General features: G+C 44.9%; 17 protein-coding genes. 10 read left to right on the top strand and 7 right to left on the bottom strand.

All coding sequences use genetic code 11. The features are described 5' to 3' along the window. The first annotated feature begins 105 nt into the window (after positions 1-105). On the top strand, positions 106-1,236 hold the full coding sequence (locus tag KDW03_RS04910; RefSeq protein ID WP_271436275.1) for a glycosyltransferase: 1,131 nt from the start codon (positions 106-108) through the stop codon (positions 1,234-1,236). On the opposite strand, the gene KDW03_RS04905 is transcribed toward KDW03_RS04910, so the two are convergent. Beyond that, on the bottom strand, positions 1,237-2,541 hold the full coding sequence (locus tag KDW03_RS04905; RefSeq protein WP_271436274.1) for a DUF2817 domain-containing protein: 1,305 nt from the start codon (positions 2,539-2,541) through the stop codon (positions 1,237-1,239). It lies immediately after the preceding gene. A 429-nt stretch (positions 2,542-2,970) separates the two neighbouring features. On the opposite strand from KDW03_RS04905, the gene def reads away from it, so the two are divergent. The 6 genes from def to KDW03_RS04875 are packed head-to-tail and all read left to right on the top strand — an operon-like array spanning position 2,971 to position 8,551. After that, on the top strand, positions 2,971-3,504 hold the full coding sequence (def, locus tag KDW03_RS04900) for a peptide deformylase (RefSeq protein WP_271436273.1): 534 nt from the start codon (positions 2,971-2,973) through the stop codon (positions 3,502-3,504). Next, complete coding sequence (gene fmt / locus KDW03_RS04895) at positions 3,501-4,436, top strand: methionyl-tRNA formyltransferase (RefSeq protein ID WP_271436272.1); 936 nt, start codon at positions 3,501-3,503, stop codon at positions 4,434-4,436. Before def ends, fmt begins: the two co-directional genes overlap by 4 nt. 13 nt (positions 4,437-4,449) lie before the next feature. Beyond that, complete coding sequence (locus KDW03_RS04890; RefSeq protein ID WP_271436271.1) at positions 4,450-5,505, top strand: PASTA domain-containing protein; 1,056 nt, start codon at positions 4,450-4,452, stop codon at positions 5,503-5,505. Then, positions 5,495-6,151 (top strand): ribulose-phosphate 3-epimerase, encoded by a 657-nt coding sequence (gene rpe / locus KDW03_RS04885; protein ID WP_271436270.1) that lies wholly within the window; start codon positions 5,495-5,497, stop codon positions 6,149-6,151. Before KDW03_RS04890 ends, rpe begins: the two co-directional genes overlap by 11 nt. Then, the gene (gene lepA, locus KDW03_RS04880) at positions 6,148-7,953 is read left to right on the top strand and encodes a translation elongation factor 4 (protein WP_271436269.1); all 1,806 of its coding nucleotides are present in this window, start codon (positions 6,148-6,150) and stop codon (positions 7,951-7,953) included. Before rpe ends, lepA begins: the two co-directional genes overlap by 4 nt. Beyond that, on the top strand, positions 7,946-8,551 hold the full coding sequence (locus tag KDW03_RS04875) for a Maf family protein (RefSeq protein ID WP_271436268.1): 606 nt from the start codon (positions 7,946-7,948) through the stop codon (positions 8,549-8,551). Before lepA ends, KDW03_RS04875 begins: the two co-directional genes overlap by 8 nt. Here the strand turns inward: KDW03_RS04875 and hisS are convergent. From hisS to rplU, 6 genes are all read right to left on the bottom strand, one after another. Further along, a complete protein-coding gene (hisS, locus tag KDW03_RS04870) occupies positions 8,548-9,819 on the bottom strand; it encodes a histidine--tRNA ligase (RefSeq protein ID WP_271436267.1) in 1,272 nt (423 codons plus the stop codon). The genes KDW03_RS04875 and hisS overlap by 4 nt on opposite strands. Before the next feature lie 36 nt (positions 9,820-9,855). Continuing rightward, a complete protein-coding gene (gene asd / locus KDW03_RS04865) occupies positions 9,856-10,941 on the bottom strand; it encodes an aspartate-semialdehyde dehydrogenase (RefSeq protein ID WP_271436266.1) in 1,086 nt (361 codons plus the stop codon). A 101-nt stretch (positions 10,942-11,042) separates the two neighbouring features. Continuing rightward, on the bottom strand, positions 11,043-11,369 hold the full coding sequence (locus tag KDW03_RS04860) for a TraR/DksA family transcriptional regulator (protein WP_271436265.1): 327 nt from the start codon (positions 11,367-11,369) through the stop codon (positions 11,043-11,045). 10 nt (positions 11,370-11,379) lie between these two features. Beyond that, positions 11,380-11,679 (bottom strand): 50S ribosomal protein L27, encoded by a 300-nt coding sequence (gene rpmA, locus KDW03_RS04855; RefSeq protein WP_271436264.1) that lies wholly within the window; start codon positions 11,677-11,679, stop codon positions 11,380-11,382. Then, on the bottom strand, positions 11,669-11,983 hold the full coding sequence (locus KDW03_RS04850; protein ID WP_271436263.1) for a ribosomal-processing cysteine protease Prp: 315 nt from the start codon (positions 11,981-11,983) through the stop codon (positions 11,669-11,671). The genes rpmA and KDW03_RS04850 overlap by 11 nt, the downstream gene beginning before the upstream one ends. Next, positions 11,980-12,321, bottom strand: a complete 342-nt coding sequence (gene rplU / locus KDW03_RS04845) for a 50S ribosomal protein L21 (protein ID WP_271436262.1) — start codon at positions 12,319-12,321, stop codon at positions 11,980-11,982. Before rplU ends, KDW03_RS04850 begins: the two co-directional genes overlap by 4 nt. Before the next feature lie 221 nt (positions 12,322-12,542). On the opposite strand from rplU, the gene KDW03_RS04840 reads away from it, so the two are divergent. The 3 genes from KDW03_RS04840 to KDW03_RS04830 are packed head-to-tail and all read left to right on the top strand — an operon-like array spanning position 12,543 to position 14,182. Next, a complete protein-coding gene (locus KDW03_RS04840) occupies positions 12,543-13,277 on the top strand; it encodes a HEAT repeat domain-containing protein (protein ID WP_271436261.1) in 735 nt (244 codons plus the stop codon). Between the two features lie 7 nt (positions 13,278-13,284). Beyond that, positions 13,285-13,734 (top strand): hypothetical protein, encoded by a 450-nt coding sequence (locus tag KDW03_RS04835; protein ID WP_271436260.1) that lies wholly within the window; start codon positions 13,285-13,287, stop codon positions 13,732-13,734. Positions 13,735-13,747: 13 nt separating this feature from the next. Continuing rightward, positions 13,748-14,182 (top strand): SpoIIIAH-like family protein, encoded by a 435-nt coding sequence (locus KDW03_RS04830; protein WP_271436259.1) that lies wholly within the window; start codon positions 13,748-13,750, stop codon positions 14,180-14,182. Positions 14,183-14,184 lie beyond the last annotated feature (2 nt).

Here is a 14,184-nt window from a genome sequence, read left to right as displayed (position 1 = left end):
AAAAAGCAAAAATTTATTCTCTGCTTTATACTATTTTGTGGGCTTAAAACCTGTGTCCACTCACAAAAAAACAAAAAGCACAAAAAATTCCCGGGAGAGAAAGATATGATAAAATGGGATCCTTTCTCTTTTGATGGAACACTCCTGGTCAATCTCTTTTTTCTTGCAATCAGTCTTGTCAATGTGATTTTTCTTCGCCTCACTACAAAACCACGAAAACCGTCATCGTTTCCAAAAATTTCCGTGCTCATACCGGCAAGAAACGAAGCCCATCGTATTCGCCCCTGTCTTGAATCGCTGTTATCGCAGGATTATCCCAACTATGAGGTGATTGTCTTAAATGACAACTCTACAGATGATACAGAAGCTATTCTCAAGGAGTTTTCTGGAAAACCAAACTTTCGTTTTATAAACGGCAAACCTCTTCCCCCAGATTGGAAAGGCAAGCCTTACGCCAGCCAACAACTCTTTGAAGCCGCTACGGGAGAGATCCTCTTTTTTACCGATGCGGATACGGTTCATCACCCCCAAACGCTTTCGTTTCTTCTCGGTGCCATGCAACACTGGGGTGTAGATTTTCTCTCAGGGTTTGCCCTCCACGAAACGCATTCCATCGGAGAAAAACTTATCCTTCCCGCCGTCTACATGGCTACGGTGTTATACCTTCCTCTACCACTTGTCCTGTGGACACGATGGCCTTTTTTCTCGTTTGCTATTGGCCAGATCCTTTTCATGAAAAGAGGGGTTCTTGAAAAAATCAACGGTTTTGAGCTGGTAAAAAACCACGTCGTAGAGGATCTTGCTCTCGCCTATACTGTCAAAAGACACGGTTTTCATACCCTTTTTCTGGACGCCAAAAACTTCATCCGCTGCAGGATGTACGAAAGCTTTGAACATGGATTTTATGGAATTGCCAGAGTAATCTATGCTGCTATCGGTAAGAATTTCCTCCTTTTTCTCGGATTGTTGATAGGAATCATAAGCGCCATTCTGCTTCCCGCCTTTTTTGGTATTCGATATGGATTTTATCCAGCATCTGAACTCTCAAAAGCCTGGCTATGTATAGGAGTGTTTCTCACCGCGTGGGGAATATTTCTTCTGGACAGACGACAATCGTGGCTTTCCATCGTGGGGTATCCTTTCGTCTTTTTCAATCTCTTGCTGGCAGCATTGTATTCTCTTGTGAAAACAGGTCTTGGAAAAGGTATTCTCTGGAAAGAACGGCTGGTCAAATAGCTACTGTCCTCCACCCAGGAGGATCACTGCGTTCGTAGAACGTGCCAGAATCGCCTGGCGACTTGCTGTTAATCCATAGCGGTTTGTCTGTTTTGGATCAGCGCCCTTTGCCAGTAAATCATTCACAATTCCTCCATGTTGGCACCTTACGGCCTCCATGAGGGCACTATACCCATACCTATCCTGAGCATTTACACTGGCTCCTGCATCAAGAAGAATACGCACCACTTCACGATGTCCACGCTGGGCAGCAAGAATAAGAGGGGTCCATCCCTGAGGGTCTTTTTCATCTGGAGAAACTTGTTTGCGTAACAAGGCTCGAACAACCTCTACCTGCCCCGCGTAACTCGCCTCAAAGAGAGGTGTCCATCCCCTCTTGTTGGGAGTGGTGAGATGGATATTTTGCTCAATAAGGGAAAGGGCAAGGAAAGTATCCCCCCGCGTAATACTCAGGTGAAGAGCGGTATTGCCTTCGCTATCACTTTTGAGCCAATCATTCGTATTGGTATACCGATCCCGAAGAAGGTAGAAATCCTGTCGTTTAAGAGCTTCTAACAAGGTGGGTTTTTTCTTACTCTCCAGGGCAAGTCTTTCCTTTTCCGATCGCCCAGGAGAATACCGCAAAACCTCAAGAAGAGCACGGCGATTCTGCTCCCAGAGTGCGTCATGGGGAAGCCGGGGCACTTCAAGAGTAATCATTGGTATACCTCGTTCGACGCAGTATTGCCCAAACGATCCCGGTGTCTCATAACCAAGTTCACTCACCACAGGATAATGGTTGTAGTACTGCATTCGTTTCGCAAGATCCCAGACATTTCCTTCGACCATCATACAGTGGAGCTGAGCATGAATGGTCACCACCAAAGAAGGCTTGAAACGTTGAATGAGTTTCATCAATACCTTTGTTTCCGGTTCACTACCTGCCCTTGTCCCCGGATAATAAGCCTTTTTCTGGTAATTGGTCACATAACTACGCGTAGGAAAATTTCTATTAATGTCTACTCCATGAGCATTCTGTCGGGTTCGCCGTCGGAACCCATCCGGATTCGCATTGGGAACAATAACCACCTTTAAACCCCTGACAAGGGATGGATTATTGGCCACAACTTTACGAAAGCGATTCAAAATCTCAACACCCTGGGGTTCATCTCCATGGATTCCACCCACAAAAAGAATGGTTTCTGAACCCTTGCCATAGGAAAACGCCTTTATCTCTCGGCCACGCACACTACGGCCAACTACCTCCCCAAAGACAATCCCCTGAATCATACTAAAAAGCAAAAGAGAGATCCAAAGTTTTCTCATGTCCCTAAACAATATCGTTTTTTACAAAGAAAAAATTAAGTGTTTTTCGACAATTTTTTCGATAGGAAAATACCCCCATTTAACCCCTCAAAAGATATCGCCACCATCAACAGCAAAAGCCTCTTCTCAAGTTTATCCAGAGAAGTATCCAGAAACGCACCCCTTGATGTATTTTTGAATCCAGGGTGTATCTTTCCTTTTGGTTTTCAAGAGATTTTTTTATTTTAAAAGTTTTTTTCTGTGTTTTCTCGTGTTTCAAACTGGATAACAGGTCGGGCAAAACATTTGAGAAAACTTTTTCTCCGTTTCCAGAAAACAAGTGGTCTCTCGTTTTGCCTAAGACAAATATCTCCTTTAGAAGAAGCAAAAACCTTGACCATAAATTGCCAATTTTCCGTTTTTGCTTTACAATAGAATAGAGAGGTTTTTATGGCAAAACGAGAGGTTATTACCTATGGCAATCCTATTCTCCGTCAGGTGGCTGCCCCTATAAAGAAGATAGACGCACGCATCCATGAGATTGTCACTGATATGATGGCAGCACTCGCTGAAGAAGAAGGAATCGGGCTTGCCGCTCCCCAGATAGGAATTTCTGAACGCGTTGTTATCATTGATCTATCCAAATCCGGACAAACCACAAAAATGACTCTGATCAATCCGGAGATCATCTATATGTCAAAGGACAGTGTTCCGTACGAAGAGGGCTGTCTGTCTGTCCCAGAAGTATGGGGAACCGTCTATCGACCGTCCAAAATCCGTGTCAAATCCAAAAACCTCCTGGGAAAAACATTTATCATTGAGGCTGATGAGATTCTTGCCCGTGTTCTCCAGCATGAAATCGACCATCTCAACGGGAAACTTTTCATCGATTACCTCTCGGAAGAGGATCGCCAAAAAAATGCCGAGAAAATCGAAAAACTCATTGAAGAAAACCGCAAGAAACTGGGGAATGTGGCATTATGAAAATAGTCTTCTGGGGAAGCTCAGATTTTTCCATGCCAGCTCTCAAAGCCCTCTTTGAGAAAGGATGGATCGTGGCTGTTGTCACCAACCCTGACAAACCCTATGGGAGAGGGATGCACGAGATTCACAAAACCCCTCTCAAAATCTGGGCAGAGGAAAAAAAGATACCCTGTCTCCAACCCGTTCGCCTGCGGGATCAGACTTTTCTGGAAGAACTTGCAAATTTTCACGCAGATCTCTTTGTAGTAGTATCGTACGGAAGAATTTTACCAAAAGAAATCCTTCAGATGCCTCCATTGGGAGCTATCAATCTCCATGCCTCGCTACTTCCCCGCTATCGAGGGGCATCCCCTATCCAGGCTGCTATCCTTCATGGGGATACTTTCACTGGCAATACCATCCAATACGTAAGCGAAGCTTTAGACTGTGGGGATATTATTCTCCAATCTCAGGTCCCCATTCTCCCCAATGAGACCTATCCTACACTCTCTCAAAAACTTGCTCTCGATGGAGCAATTCTTCTCACCGAAGCGATAACCCAGATTTCCGAAGGGAAGGCTAAACGCATCCCTCAGAATGAAGCTCATGCCACCTATACGAAAATCATCAAACGAGAAGATGGAAAAATCTCATTTTTCACACAAACAGCAGAAGAGATCTTCCGCCGTTTTCGTGCCTATCAACCCTGGCCAGGTATTTTCACCACGTATCATCAAACTAAAACCCCTTTCCCGGTTCACCTGACCTCGATTGAACCTTATAATCAGGAGGGAGAACCAGGAATTGTTCTGCAAGCAAATAAAGAGGGTTTTATTGTGGCTTGTAAACAGGGTGCAATAAACCTTCTTTCCCTCAAACCAGCAGGGAAAAAAGAAATGGCCTTTCTTGGTTTTATAAATGGATATCGGCCACAGGCCGGAAAAGCCTTTTGACAAGGAGTAGATTATGGCTCAATGGAAACACAAATTACGTATCTGGTTTGAAACAATCGAAGACAAATGGGTTCGCTATTTTTCCGGACAAAATGTGGACATCTACCGCCGCATCTTTCGAAAGATGGTATTCTTTTCTCTCATCAGCGCCTTTATTGCAGCACTGGTAATTTTTCTCACTTTGAGCATCCACCGTATTGCAGCACCTAAAACCAAAGTCCCTCTCGTAAAATCCCTGGAACTTTTTGAGGCAGTACGTCTCCTTCAAGAACGAGGACTTGCTATCGATATCGAAACTAAATTTGAACCAAGTATTCCCCGCTACATTGTTATAGAACAGTTTCCTAAAGCTGGTATCACCGTTCGGCAGGGGCGTACCATAAAGATTCTTGTCAGCATGGGAAAAGACACCTATACCGTTCCCTATCTTGTCGGCAAGACGCGAGAGGAAGCCGAAAACCTTCTGCGGCAAATGAATATCCCATATGAAATAACCGTCATACAATCTGATGAATATGCCCTCAATATTATTATCAGCCAGAACAAAAAAGAAAACCTCGTCGTTGATCGAAGCGAAAAGCTCAAACTCATCGTTAACTCCGATGTAAAATCCACTGAGGCCCGCGTACCCTCACTCGTTGGAAAAAGTATCGATACCGCTACCAAAGACGCTATAAATGCCGGCCTCGCTGTACGACTTCTCCCCTTCCTGACAGATGATGAAACCAAAGAAGGCATCGTCATGGAACAATCTCTTGAGGCAAATACCGTTGTCCCAAAAAATACTGATCTTGCTCTGGGGGTAGGGATTTATGCCAGAACACCTTCGGCTCAAAACTATCGCTACTATCTTTTGACCCATACCGTCCAGAGTATGGGAGAAACAGATGCAAACGATATTGCCGTCCTTGTAGTCATGGTGGATGAAAGTGGGCGGTCACTACAGCTTTTTAGCAGCACCGTTCCCAGAGGACAACTCCTGGTTATCCCATTCAAAGCCCTTGGAACGGCAACGGTCCAGGTGTTCCTCAACAATGCTCTTGTGAGGGAAGAAACCTATGTCCCCTAATCGTGTATCCCCTTCAATCTTTGCGGCAGATTTCTGGGCATTAGGAGAGGCTGTACGTTTATGTGAAGAAGCCGGAGTAGATGGTATCCATTACGATGTTATGGATAACCATTTTGTCCCCAATATCTCCTTTGGACCAAAGATGATAGCGGATCTCTGTGCGCGAACTTCTCTCCCCGCAGATGTTCATCTCATGATCGATCTCCATCGTGGTATTGAGGACTATCTCTCTCTGCCGGTAGAAATCATTACCCTTCATCTCGAATCGCTTGGAAAAGAAGGGCACAACCTTCTTAAAACGATCCGTCAGAGAGGAAAAAAGGCCGGACTCTCCCTCAAGCCAGCCACACCAGCTGTCGCGGTAGAACCCTACCTCGATGATATTGATCTCATTCTTGTGATGACAGTCGAACCAGGATTTTCTGGACAGAAGTTTATGCCAGAGATGCTTTCAAAGATTTCCGAAATTCGAAAAATCATTGCCGATAGAGAGATCCTTCTCCAGGTCGATGGAGGAGTCAACCGTGAGACCTACCAAAAGGTATTGAAGGCCGGAGCCAATTTTCTTGTGATTGGTAGTGCCTTTTTTGCCGATAGTGACCCAAAGAACTGGGCAAAACAGATCCACGAGGAGCAAACAGCATGAGTCACCAAAAATATATCCGCAATTTTTCGATCATTGCCCACATTGACCATGGAAAATCAACCCTCTCTGATCGACTTCTCGAAGCAATTGGGCTCTTAAAAGACAAAAGTAGTGAACAGGTTCTCGATTCCATGGAAGTGGAAAAAGAACATGGCATCACGGTCAAGGCTCATACTGTGACAGGCTTCTACAAGGCTCAGGATGGCAATACCTATCAATTAAACTTTATTGATACCCCTGGTCATGTAGACTTCAACTACGAGGTTTCCCGAAGCCTCAAGGCATGTGAAGGGGTACTTCTTGTGATTGATGCCACCCAGGGGATTCAAGCTCAAACCCTCTCAAACTTTTACCTCGCTTTAGAAGAGAATCTTGTCATTATTCCCGTTATCAACAAAATTGATCTCCCAAGTGCCCATATAGATATGGTCAAAGAACAGATAGAAAAAGACCTGGGACTGGATCCTGCAGAGGCACTTCTTATAAGTGCCAAAACAGGGCTTGGTATTGATACCGTTCTTGAAGCCATTGTCCAGCGTATTCCTGCCCCAAAAGGCGATATTCACTCCCCCCTTCGGGCCCTGGTTTTTGACTCTTACTATGATAGTTATCTCGGTGTTGTAGCCAAAGTCCGGGTATTTGACGGGAGCATCAAAAAAGGAGATGCGATCACCTTCATGCTTTCCCAGAAAAACTACCAGGTAGAAGAGGTAGGCTACACCCAGATAAAGCTCGTCCCTCAATCTGAACTCCGGGCTGGGAAAGTTGGATACATCACTGCAGCCATCAAATCCATCTCAGATTTTGGTGTGGGAGACACCATAACATGGACAAATAAACCATGTGCAGAACCGCTCCCCGGCTATAAAGAAGTCAAACCCTATGTATTTGCCGGCCTTTTCCCTGCGGAAGGTGAAGACTTTGAGGATCTTCACGAAGCTCTCATGAAACTCAAGCTCAACGACGCTGCCCTTACCTTTGAGAAATGGAATTCTGCAGCCCTTGGCATGGGATTTAAATGCGGCTTTCTGGGACTGCTTCACCTCCAAATCGTTCAGGAAAGACTTGACAAAGAGTTTGATCTGGCAATTATTACAACCATTCCCTCAGTAGAATACCGCATTACCCTCTCCGATGGTTCCATCATGATGATAGAATCCGCCACAGAACTCCCCGATCAGAGTAAGATCCGTCAGATCGAGGAGCCTTTTGTGCTCTCTCATATTATTCTCCCCAACGAATACCTTGGAGCAATTCTTCAGCTTATTCAGGATAGACGGGGCATCCAGCGCAATATGATCTACATTGATACTGACCGGGTCGAGATCATCGCAGAACTCCCCCTCGCGGAGATCATTTACGATTTTTACGACAAGCTCAAATCCTTCTCGCGGGGATATGCCTCATTTGATTATGAGTTTCTCGAATTTCGTCCCAGTGAGATTATTAAGCTCGATATTCTTGTCAATGGCAAGGTGGTGGATGCTCTGGCTCAGATGGTCCACAAAGATACCGCTTACGAACGAGGGCGTTCGGTCGTCACTCGCCTCAAGGATCTTATTCCACAACACCTCTTTGTAATCCCTCTCCAGGCTGCCATCGGGAGTAAAATTATCGCAAGAGAAACCATCAAGGCCCTCCGAAAAGACGTGCTTGCCAAGTGTTACGGGGGAGATATCACCCGTAAACGCAAACTCCTCGAAAAACAAAAAGAAGGGAAGAAACGCATGCGTACCATTGGCAACGTAGACATTCCCCAGGAGGCGTTTATTGAAGTGTTAAAACGAGGGGATAATGAGTAATCGTATTCTCCTCGCGAGTGCCTCCATAGGCAGACGACTCCTTTTTGAACAGACGCTTAGAGAGTTTATCATTGAAATCCCCCATGTCAACGAGGAGCAATTCTCTCACGAGGATCCAAGACTTTTGCCCCAAATCCTCGCCGAGGCAAAAGCTCATGAAGTGGCGAAAAGATACCCTGATGATTATGTACTTGCCTTTGATACGCTGGTACTCTGTGAAGGAAAGCTCGTCGGAAAACCTAAAAACCAAGAAGAGGCAAAGAACTTCCTCCGCTTTCTCTCCGGAAAACGCCAATCGGTTATCTCAGGCTATGCCTTTATCCACCAAAAGAAAAACATCTTTGAAAGTGGGAAAGAAGAAACTGTTCTTTCGTTCGCTGAGCTTTCAGAGGAGTTTATATCAACGTATGTTCAAACCCATCCTGTAACCAAGTTTGCCGGTGGCTATGCTATCCAGAATGACGACCAGTTCATCCATATTGAAGAGGGAAGTTTTGATGTTATTGTAGGGGCTCCTATGGCAAGGGTTATCGAATTTCTCAAAAGGGAAGGACTTGAACACCTCTTACTTCCACCACCGTACCGTTATCACCTTTAAGCATTCATCCTGGCTCGTAAAAAAGCCACGATGTTTTCAGGTGTTTCCTGAAGCTGTTCGCCCGTCTGAAGATTTCGTAGCGTCCAGCGCCCGGTTTTCACCTCGTCCTCTCCCAAAAGAAGAGCGTAGGCACAGCGAAGTTTATCTGCTGATTTTAAGTGTTTCTTAAGCTGAGTATAACGAAACTCCGTCGTTGCCGAAATACCGTCTTGTCTCAAAAGCTGGAGGCCCTTCCAGACCGCATGCTGGATATTCTCCCCTATTCCAGCCACATAGACAAATGGTGGATGGTAAAAATCTGTACGATTTTTGCCAAGTGATGCCTCAACAACCATGGCAAGCCTCTCCATCCCCATTGCAAAACCGGAAGCAGGGGTGTCCATCCCGCCGAGATCTTTAACAAGATAATCGTATCTCCCCCCGGCAGAAAACGTGCTCTGAGCCCCCAGAGCCTGACTTTTAAATTCAAAAACCGTACGATTATAATAATCAAGTCCCCTCACAAGATAAGGATCTATCTCAAAAGCTATCCCAAGATCGTAAAGGGAGCTTTTTACCTTTTCAAAATGATCCTGACATATCTCACAGAGGTGTTCATGTTGAATGGGAGCCTGTCTCACAATCGCCTGGCAGGATGCCTCTTTACAATCGAGAATACGAAGCGGATTCACATCCAGCCTCGTCTGACAGTCCTCACAGAGTTCATTTCGTCTACTCTGAAAATATGCCGTAAGCTTCTGTTGATAGAGAGGACGACATTCACGACACCCAATAGAGTTAATAAAAAGTGTCACCTCCGTGATCCCCAACCGCTTGACAATAGCATTATTAATAGCTATAAGCTCCACATCAGCCTCCGGGGTTGGGTCACCAATAAGCTCAAAACCAAACTGGGTAAACTGCCGATAACGACCTGCTTGCGGGTTTTCAGCACGAAACATGGGTCCAACATAGTACATGCGCTGGGTATGCCCACTCATATGAAGGTTGTTTTCCACATAAAGTCGAACAGCACCAGCCGTTCCTTCTGGCCTGAGAGCCACGAGTCTGTGTCCTCTGTCTTCAAAGGTATACATTTCCTTTTTTACCACAATATCCGAGCTTTCCCCTACACCCCGTTGAAAGAGACTCGCATGCTCAATGATAGGAAACTGCACCTCCTTGTAGCCATAAAGATGGGCAACTTCCTCAACCTCTTTTTTTAACCACCTAAAAAAATCACTCTCACCAGGCAAAATGTCGTATGTCCCTTTCAGTTTCTGATACATGCTTTCCTCTACTTGTGGGATATCGTGTTTCTTCTCTTACTTGTGATAGATATAGCCATCGGCACAGAGAAGCTCTGCCGTCAGAATAGCACCGCCAGCGGCTCCTCGAATTGTATTGTGGGAAAGACAAACAAACTTGTAGTCCATGAGATGATCTGCCCGGAGCCTCCCGACAGCAATACCCATGCCATTCCCGATATCTCTATCCAGTTTTGTCTGAGGACGGTTTTCTTCTTCAAAGTAGGTAAGAAATGGCTGAGGAGCCGAAGGAAGATGAAGCTCCTGGGGACGCGGCACCCATGTCTTCCATCGATGGAGAATCTCCTCTACAGAAGGTTTTTTCTCAAAACGGATCGATACGGCCGCCATATGCCCATCACTTGCAGCAACACGCAAACACTGCGCGGAGATGATAGGCTTTTGTGCACTTTCAATATGATCATGAGCAAGATGTCCCCAGATTTTGAGGGGTTCCTTTTCACTTTTTTCTTCCTCACCTTTAATAAAAGGAATAACATTATCCACCATTTCTGGCCACGTTTCAAAGGTTTTCCCTGCTCCGGAGATAGCCTGATAGGTACACACGACAACCTCCGAAAGACCAAACTCCATCAGCGGATGAAGGGCGGGCACATAGCTCTGAAGGGAACAATTGGGCTTCACCACGATAAAACCATGTTTTGTCCCGAGACGCTTTTTCTGGATAGGGATAATCTCTGCATGCTGCCAGTTAATCTCGGGCATAATCATCGGTACATCGGGAGTCATCCGGTTCGCCGAGTTATTCGAAACCACAGGAACTTCCCGACGGGCATAAGCCTCTTCCAAAATGATGATGTCCTCTTTGGGCATATCCACCGCACAAAAAACAAAATCTACCTCACCAGCAATAGCATCTATCTTATGAGCGTCGTAAACTGTGAGATTTTTCACCTTCGCGGGAATGGGACTTTTCATAGCCCACCGGCCCTGAACAGCCTCCTCATACGTTTTTCCCGCCGAATGACTACTTGCCGCCACCAAAACTACCTCAAACCAGGGATGATTCTCCAGAAGAGAAATAAAGCGCTGCCCTACCATCCCGGTGGCACCGATAACACCTACACGCAGTTTTTCCTTCATTAGCCTACTCCTTACCATGATGAGTATTCATTATAAGAAAAACTTCAGGAAATTGCAATTTTCAAAAAAAATAAAAAAGCCACCTCACAGGTGGCCTATCTTTACATGTGTTTTCGGCATTTCTCAGCGTAGGGAATGGCATCAAGCCTTTCCTCGTCTATCTCCTCTCCACAAACGATACACTTGCCATAAACACCATTTTCAATTCTTTGCAAAGCCTTTAAAATCTCTTCAAGCATACGTTTTTGTGTGCGAGATAAGCCTTCTACCAGGGAAGCAGTACTCAAAACTTCTGCCTCATCAATAACGTCTCCATCTGTCTCAAAAGGATTCATTTCCTCAACAGTCTCAGTACGAATATCCTCTAAAAGAGAATCCCTCATCTCCTCGAGGCGCTTTTTAAAATATTCAAGCCTCTCTTGTGTCATAACAGGCTCCTTACTCTGCCTTGGCTTTGGCTGCTCTCGTTCGTTTAGGCTTCTCCTCTTTCACTTCCATCACATGAACGATCTTTCGATTTTTGCTCTCCGTAAAAACTACTGTCCCGGCACTCAAAGCGAAGAGTGTATAGTCTCTTCCCATACCAACATTTTTGCCGGGATAAAACTTCGTCCCACGTTGACGAACAATAATGTTTCCTGGGATAACGGGTTGCCCACTATATACCTTTACACCAAGGCGCTTGGACTCGCTATCGCGGCCATTTTTGGCGACACCGCCACCTTTTTTATGAGCCATGATTTTCCTCCCAATGTAATCGTATATTCTCTGGATATTGCCTCGTGAGGATATCCAGCATAAGTATCATGTTTTTCCAGAGAAGCAGGCTTTGTTCATCAAACGATTTCAAAACTGCCTCCCATCGATCCTTTTGCTTCTCTACGTGAATATCGTGTTTACAGAGAAGCTGTGTGCCTACCACCCACCCCTGAAGGACAACCGAAACCGCCGCACATACAATATCCCTTCCTTTGACATCAAAAAGGGCATGCCCTTCAGCAACAATCCGGTGAGCGTATTCATCTATAACTATCTCTATCATGCCTCTTGGGCTTCAGTATTCTTACCCTCGGAAATATTAACAACCTCCAAAACCGTGTACGTATGCCGGTAGCCACGTTTAACAGAGTAGTTTGTCTTGGGTTTGTACTTAAAAATAGTGAGCTTTTCACCTTTCTCTTCGGCTTTAACAACCTTGCACTCAACAACAGCATTTTTTACATAGGGCTGCCCTATAACATCCTTGTCATCCGTGTGAAGCAAAAGCACTTCTTTCACTTTTATCTTTTCATTCTCTTTTGCAGACAGGTGATCAACACGAAGAACACTACCCTTCTCAGCCTTATACTGTTTGCCACCAATCTCAACAATTGCGTACATAGTTCTCTCCTTTTTCTGAGAATATGAGTATACTATTTTAAGGGAAAAAGAAAATTTTGTCAATTTCTTTTCCCCTCTTTTCAAACAAAAAGAGAAAAAATCAAAATTCCTTCAGATATATCCCTTCAATTACCGATAAATGAATGAAAAACGCAAAAAACTTGACGGATTTATTTTTCTGTTTACAATAAAAGTATCAAAAAACCGCAAAGGAGATGGATATGAGAGGTAAAATTCTCTTTCCCCTAATTTTGGGATTAACCATGTGGTCCATGGCACTTGCCCAGGTAGAAATGCTCGGAAGTCTACTAAGCCCCAATGTCCCCATATCAGCGGTACCAAAGGAGTTAAAACTCCCTGATCCGGTACTCCCCTACCTTGAACAAGAGTTTCAAAAAACAATAGGGAAGGAAGGGGCTTTTGACACTCAATTTAAGATTGTACTTCTCATGACCAAGGTAACCAATGTCCCCAGCAAAAAGTACGAATACCTTGAGCGTATTGTAATGTGGGAAGTCCGCAATCCTCAAAAGACAGCTCAAAAGCTTTTTGTTGTCAGTCCTGATGCAAGAGTTCTGGCTATCCAGGGCATAGGCGAGAGCAGTAACAAAATATACATTGAGACGATGCTCAACGTAATCGAACGTGACACCGCCACCAAACCCCGTATTGCCGCTGCTCGTGTTCTCCCTGCTTTAGGAGACAGAGAGCTTATTGTTCCAAGATTAGTTCAATTGTTACGGACAAAATATGGCCTCGATCGAGGAAAATTCTCCGAAGAAGACACCCAGAGGTTTGAAGACGACAAAGTAGCCGAAGCTATTGTTATTTCTTTGGGAGAAATTGGGGATCCGAGAGCCTTTCCTGCACTCCTTCAGATTGTGATGTCCCCAGATTCCCATCGTGATGAGACTGTGAAAGCAGCCTGGGCTGCTATGCAAAACTTAAAATGGTAAATAGCCTATGAAGCACTGGCTCTGGATTCTGGTATCCATGCTTTTCCTTGTGAATGGATATAGCCAAACAAAGGAAAAAGCCCGAACCATTGCCGATCTTCGGATTGGCAGTGAAACAGAAATGGAGACAGCCATGAGGATCCTCAAAATCAAAGGAGAATACGAAAAGAAACGGATTATTCTCCCCCTGATTGAGCAAAACATTCAGGATCCGGTTGTTTTTAATCTGGTAAAGGATCTCCTCATCAACTACTACCAGAATCCCAGATTCAATGAAGAGGATCAGGTGATGTTTTATGATGATGTGATTGCAGAGGAGCTTCTCAAGATTCTGGGAAAGACCCGCTCACAGGAGATTTTCCCGGTAGTTCTCCAGTTTGCCCTACATAACAAGTGGCATCGCGAATCAACGGTACAGACGGCATGGAAGCTTATGCAATCCATCGAATGGAAATAACAAGGAGGGAATTATGAAACGGTTTATTCATGTGATAGTTGCCATAGGGTTATTAGGTTTTTTTGCCTGTGGTAAAAAAGAAACCAAACCCGAACCAGCAGTAGAACCAACAGTAAAAGAAGAAACCAAATCAGCGGTGACAGCAACAAAAGAAGACACATCCTTTGAAAATGTGATGAAAGTTCTCCGTGAGGCTCTGGAACGAGAACGCCGTGAAAACAACTCGGCAACCAAGATTCAAACTGCCAAAGCTTATATGCTGCTTATCAAGTTCCTCCAGACAGACCAGGAAAAGGTCAAAAAATCCGGTATGACCGATGCCGATGTATCCTTCCTCGTAGAAGACGCTAGAAAGAAAGCAAAAGAAAGACTCAACGAAGTTATTGCAAACCCTACGGCTCCACCAGAAGCTAAACAGGAGGCCACTAACCTCCTCAAGAGCCTCTAATG

It is taken from the genome of Thermospira aquatica, assembly GCF_023525255.1.
Taxonomy (GTDB): domain Bacteria; phylum Spirochaetota; class Brevinematia; order Brevinematales; family Thermospiraceae; genus Thermospira; species Thermospira aquatica.
Note: the sequence above shows the minus strand (reverse complement) of the source record. Positions and strands in the feature narration are given on the sequence as shown.

What these genes read in the sequence shown, in the direction of transcription:
- KDW03_RS04835 (WP_271436260.1), top strand. Translation starts at nt 13,285, where the DNA reads ATGAAGCACTGGCTCTGGATTCTGGTATCCATGCTTTTCCTTGTGAAT.
- KDW03_RS04910 (WP_271436275.1), top strand. Translation starts at nt 106, where the DNA reads ATGATAAAATGGGATCCTTTCTCTTTTGATGGAACACTCCTGGTCAAT.
- KDW03_RS04850 (WP_271436263.1), bottom strand. Translation starts at nt 11,983, where the DNA reads ATGATAGAGATAGTTATAGATGAATACGCTCACCGGATTGTTGCTGAA.
- KDW03_RS04890 (WP_271436271.1), top strand. Translation starts at nt 4,450, where the DNA reads ATGGCTCAATGGAAACACAAATTACGTATCTGGTTTGAAACAATCGAA.
- asd (WP_271436266.1), bottom strand. Translation starts at nt 10,941, where the DNA reads ATGAAGGAAAAACTGCGTGTAGGTGTTATCGGTGCCACCGGGATGGTA.
- rpe (WP_271436270.1), top strand. Translation starts at nt 5,495, where the DNA reads ATGTCCCCTAATCGTGTATCCCCTTCAATCTTTGCGGCAGATTTCTGG.
- rpmA (WP_271436264.1), bottom strand. Translation starts at nt 11,679, where the DNA reads ATGGCTCATAAAAAAGGTGGCGGTGTCGCCAAAAATGGCCGCGATAGC.
- lepA (WP_271436269.1), top strand. Translation starts at nt 6,148, where the DNA reads ATGAGTCACCAAAAATATATCCGCAATTTTTCGATCATTGCCCACATT.
- def (WP_271436273.1), top strand. Translation starts at nt 2,971, where the DNA reads ATGGCAAAACGAGAGGTTATTACCTATGGCAATCCTATTCTCCGTCAG.
- hisS (WP_271436267.1), bottom strand. Translation starts at nt 9,819, where the DNA reads ATGTATCAGAAACTGAAAGGGACATACGACATTTTGCCTGGTGAGAGT.
- rplU (WP_271436262.1), bottom strand. Translation starts at nt 12,321, where the DNA reads ATGTACGCAATTGTTGAGATTGGTGGCAAACAGTATAAGGCTGAGAAG.
- KDW03_RS04905 (WP_271436274.1), bottom strand. Translation starts at nt 2,541, where the DNA reads ATGAGAAAACTTTGGATCTCTCTTTTGCTTTTTAGTATGATTCAGGGG.
- KDW03_RS04840 (WP_271436261.1), top strand. Translation starts at nt 12,543, where the DNA reads ATGAGAGGTAAAATTCTCTTTCCCCTAATTTTGGGATTAACCATGTGG.
- KDW03_RS04830 (WP_271436259.1), top strand. Translation starts at nt 13,748, where the DNA reads ATGAAACGGTTTATTCATGTGATAGTTGCCATAGGGTTATTAGGTTTT.
- KDW03_RS04875 (WP_271436268.1), top strand. Translation starts at nt 7,946, where the DNA reads ATGAGTAATCGTATTCTCCTCGCGAGTGCCTCCATAGGCAGACGACTC.
- fmt (WP_271436272.1), top strand. Translation starts at nt 3,501, where the DNA reads ATGAAAATAGTCTTCTGGGGAAGCTCAGATTTTTCCATGCCAGCTCTC.
- KDW03_RS04860 (WP_271436265.1), bottom strand. Translation starts at nt 11,369, where the DNA reads ATGACACAAGAGAGGCTTGAATATTTTAAAAAGCGCCTCGAGGAGATG.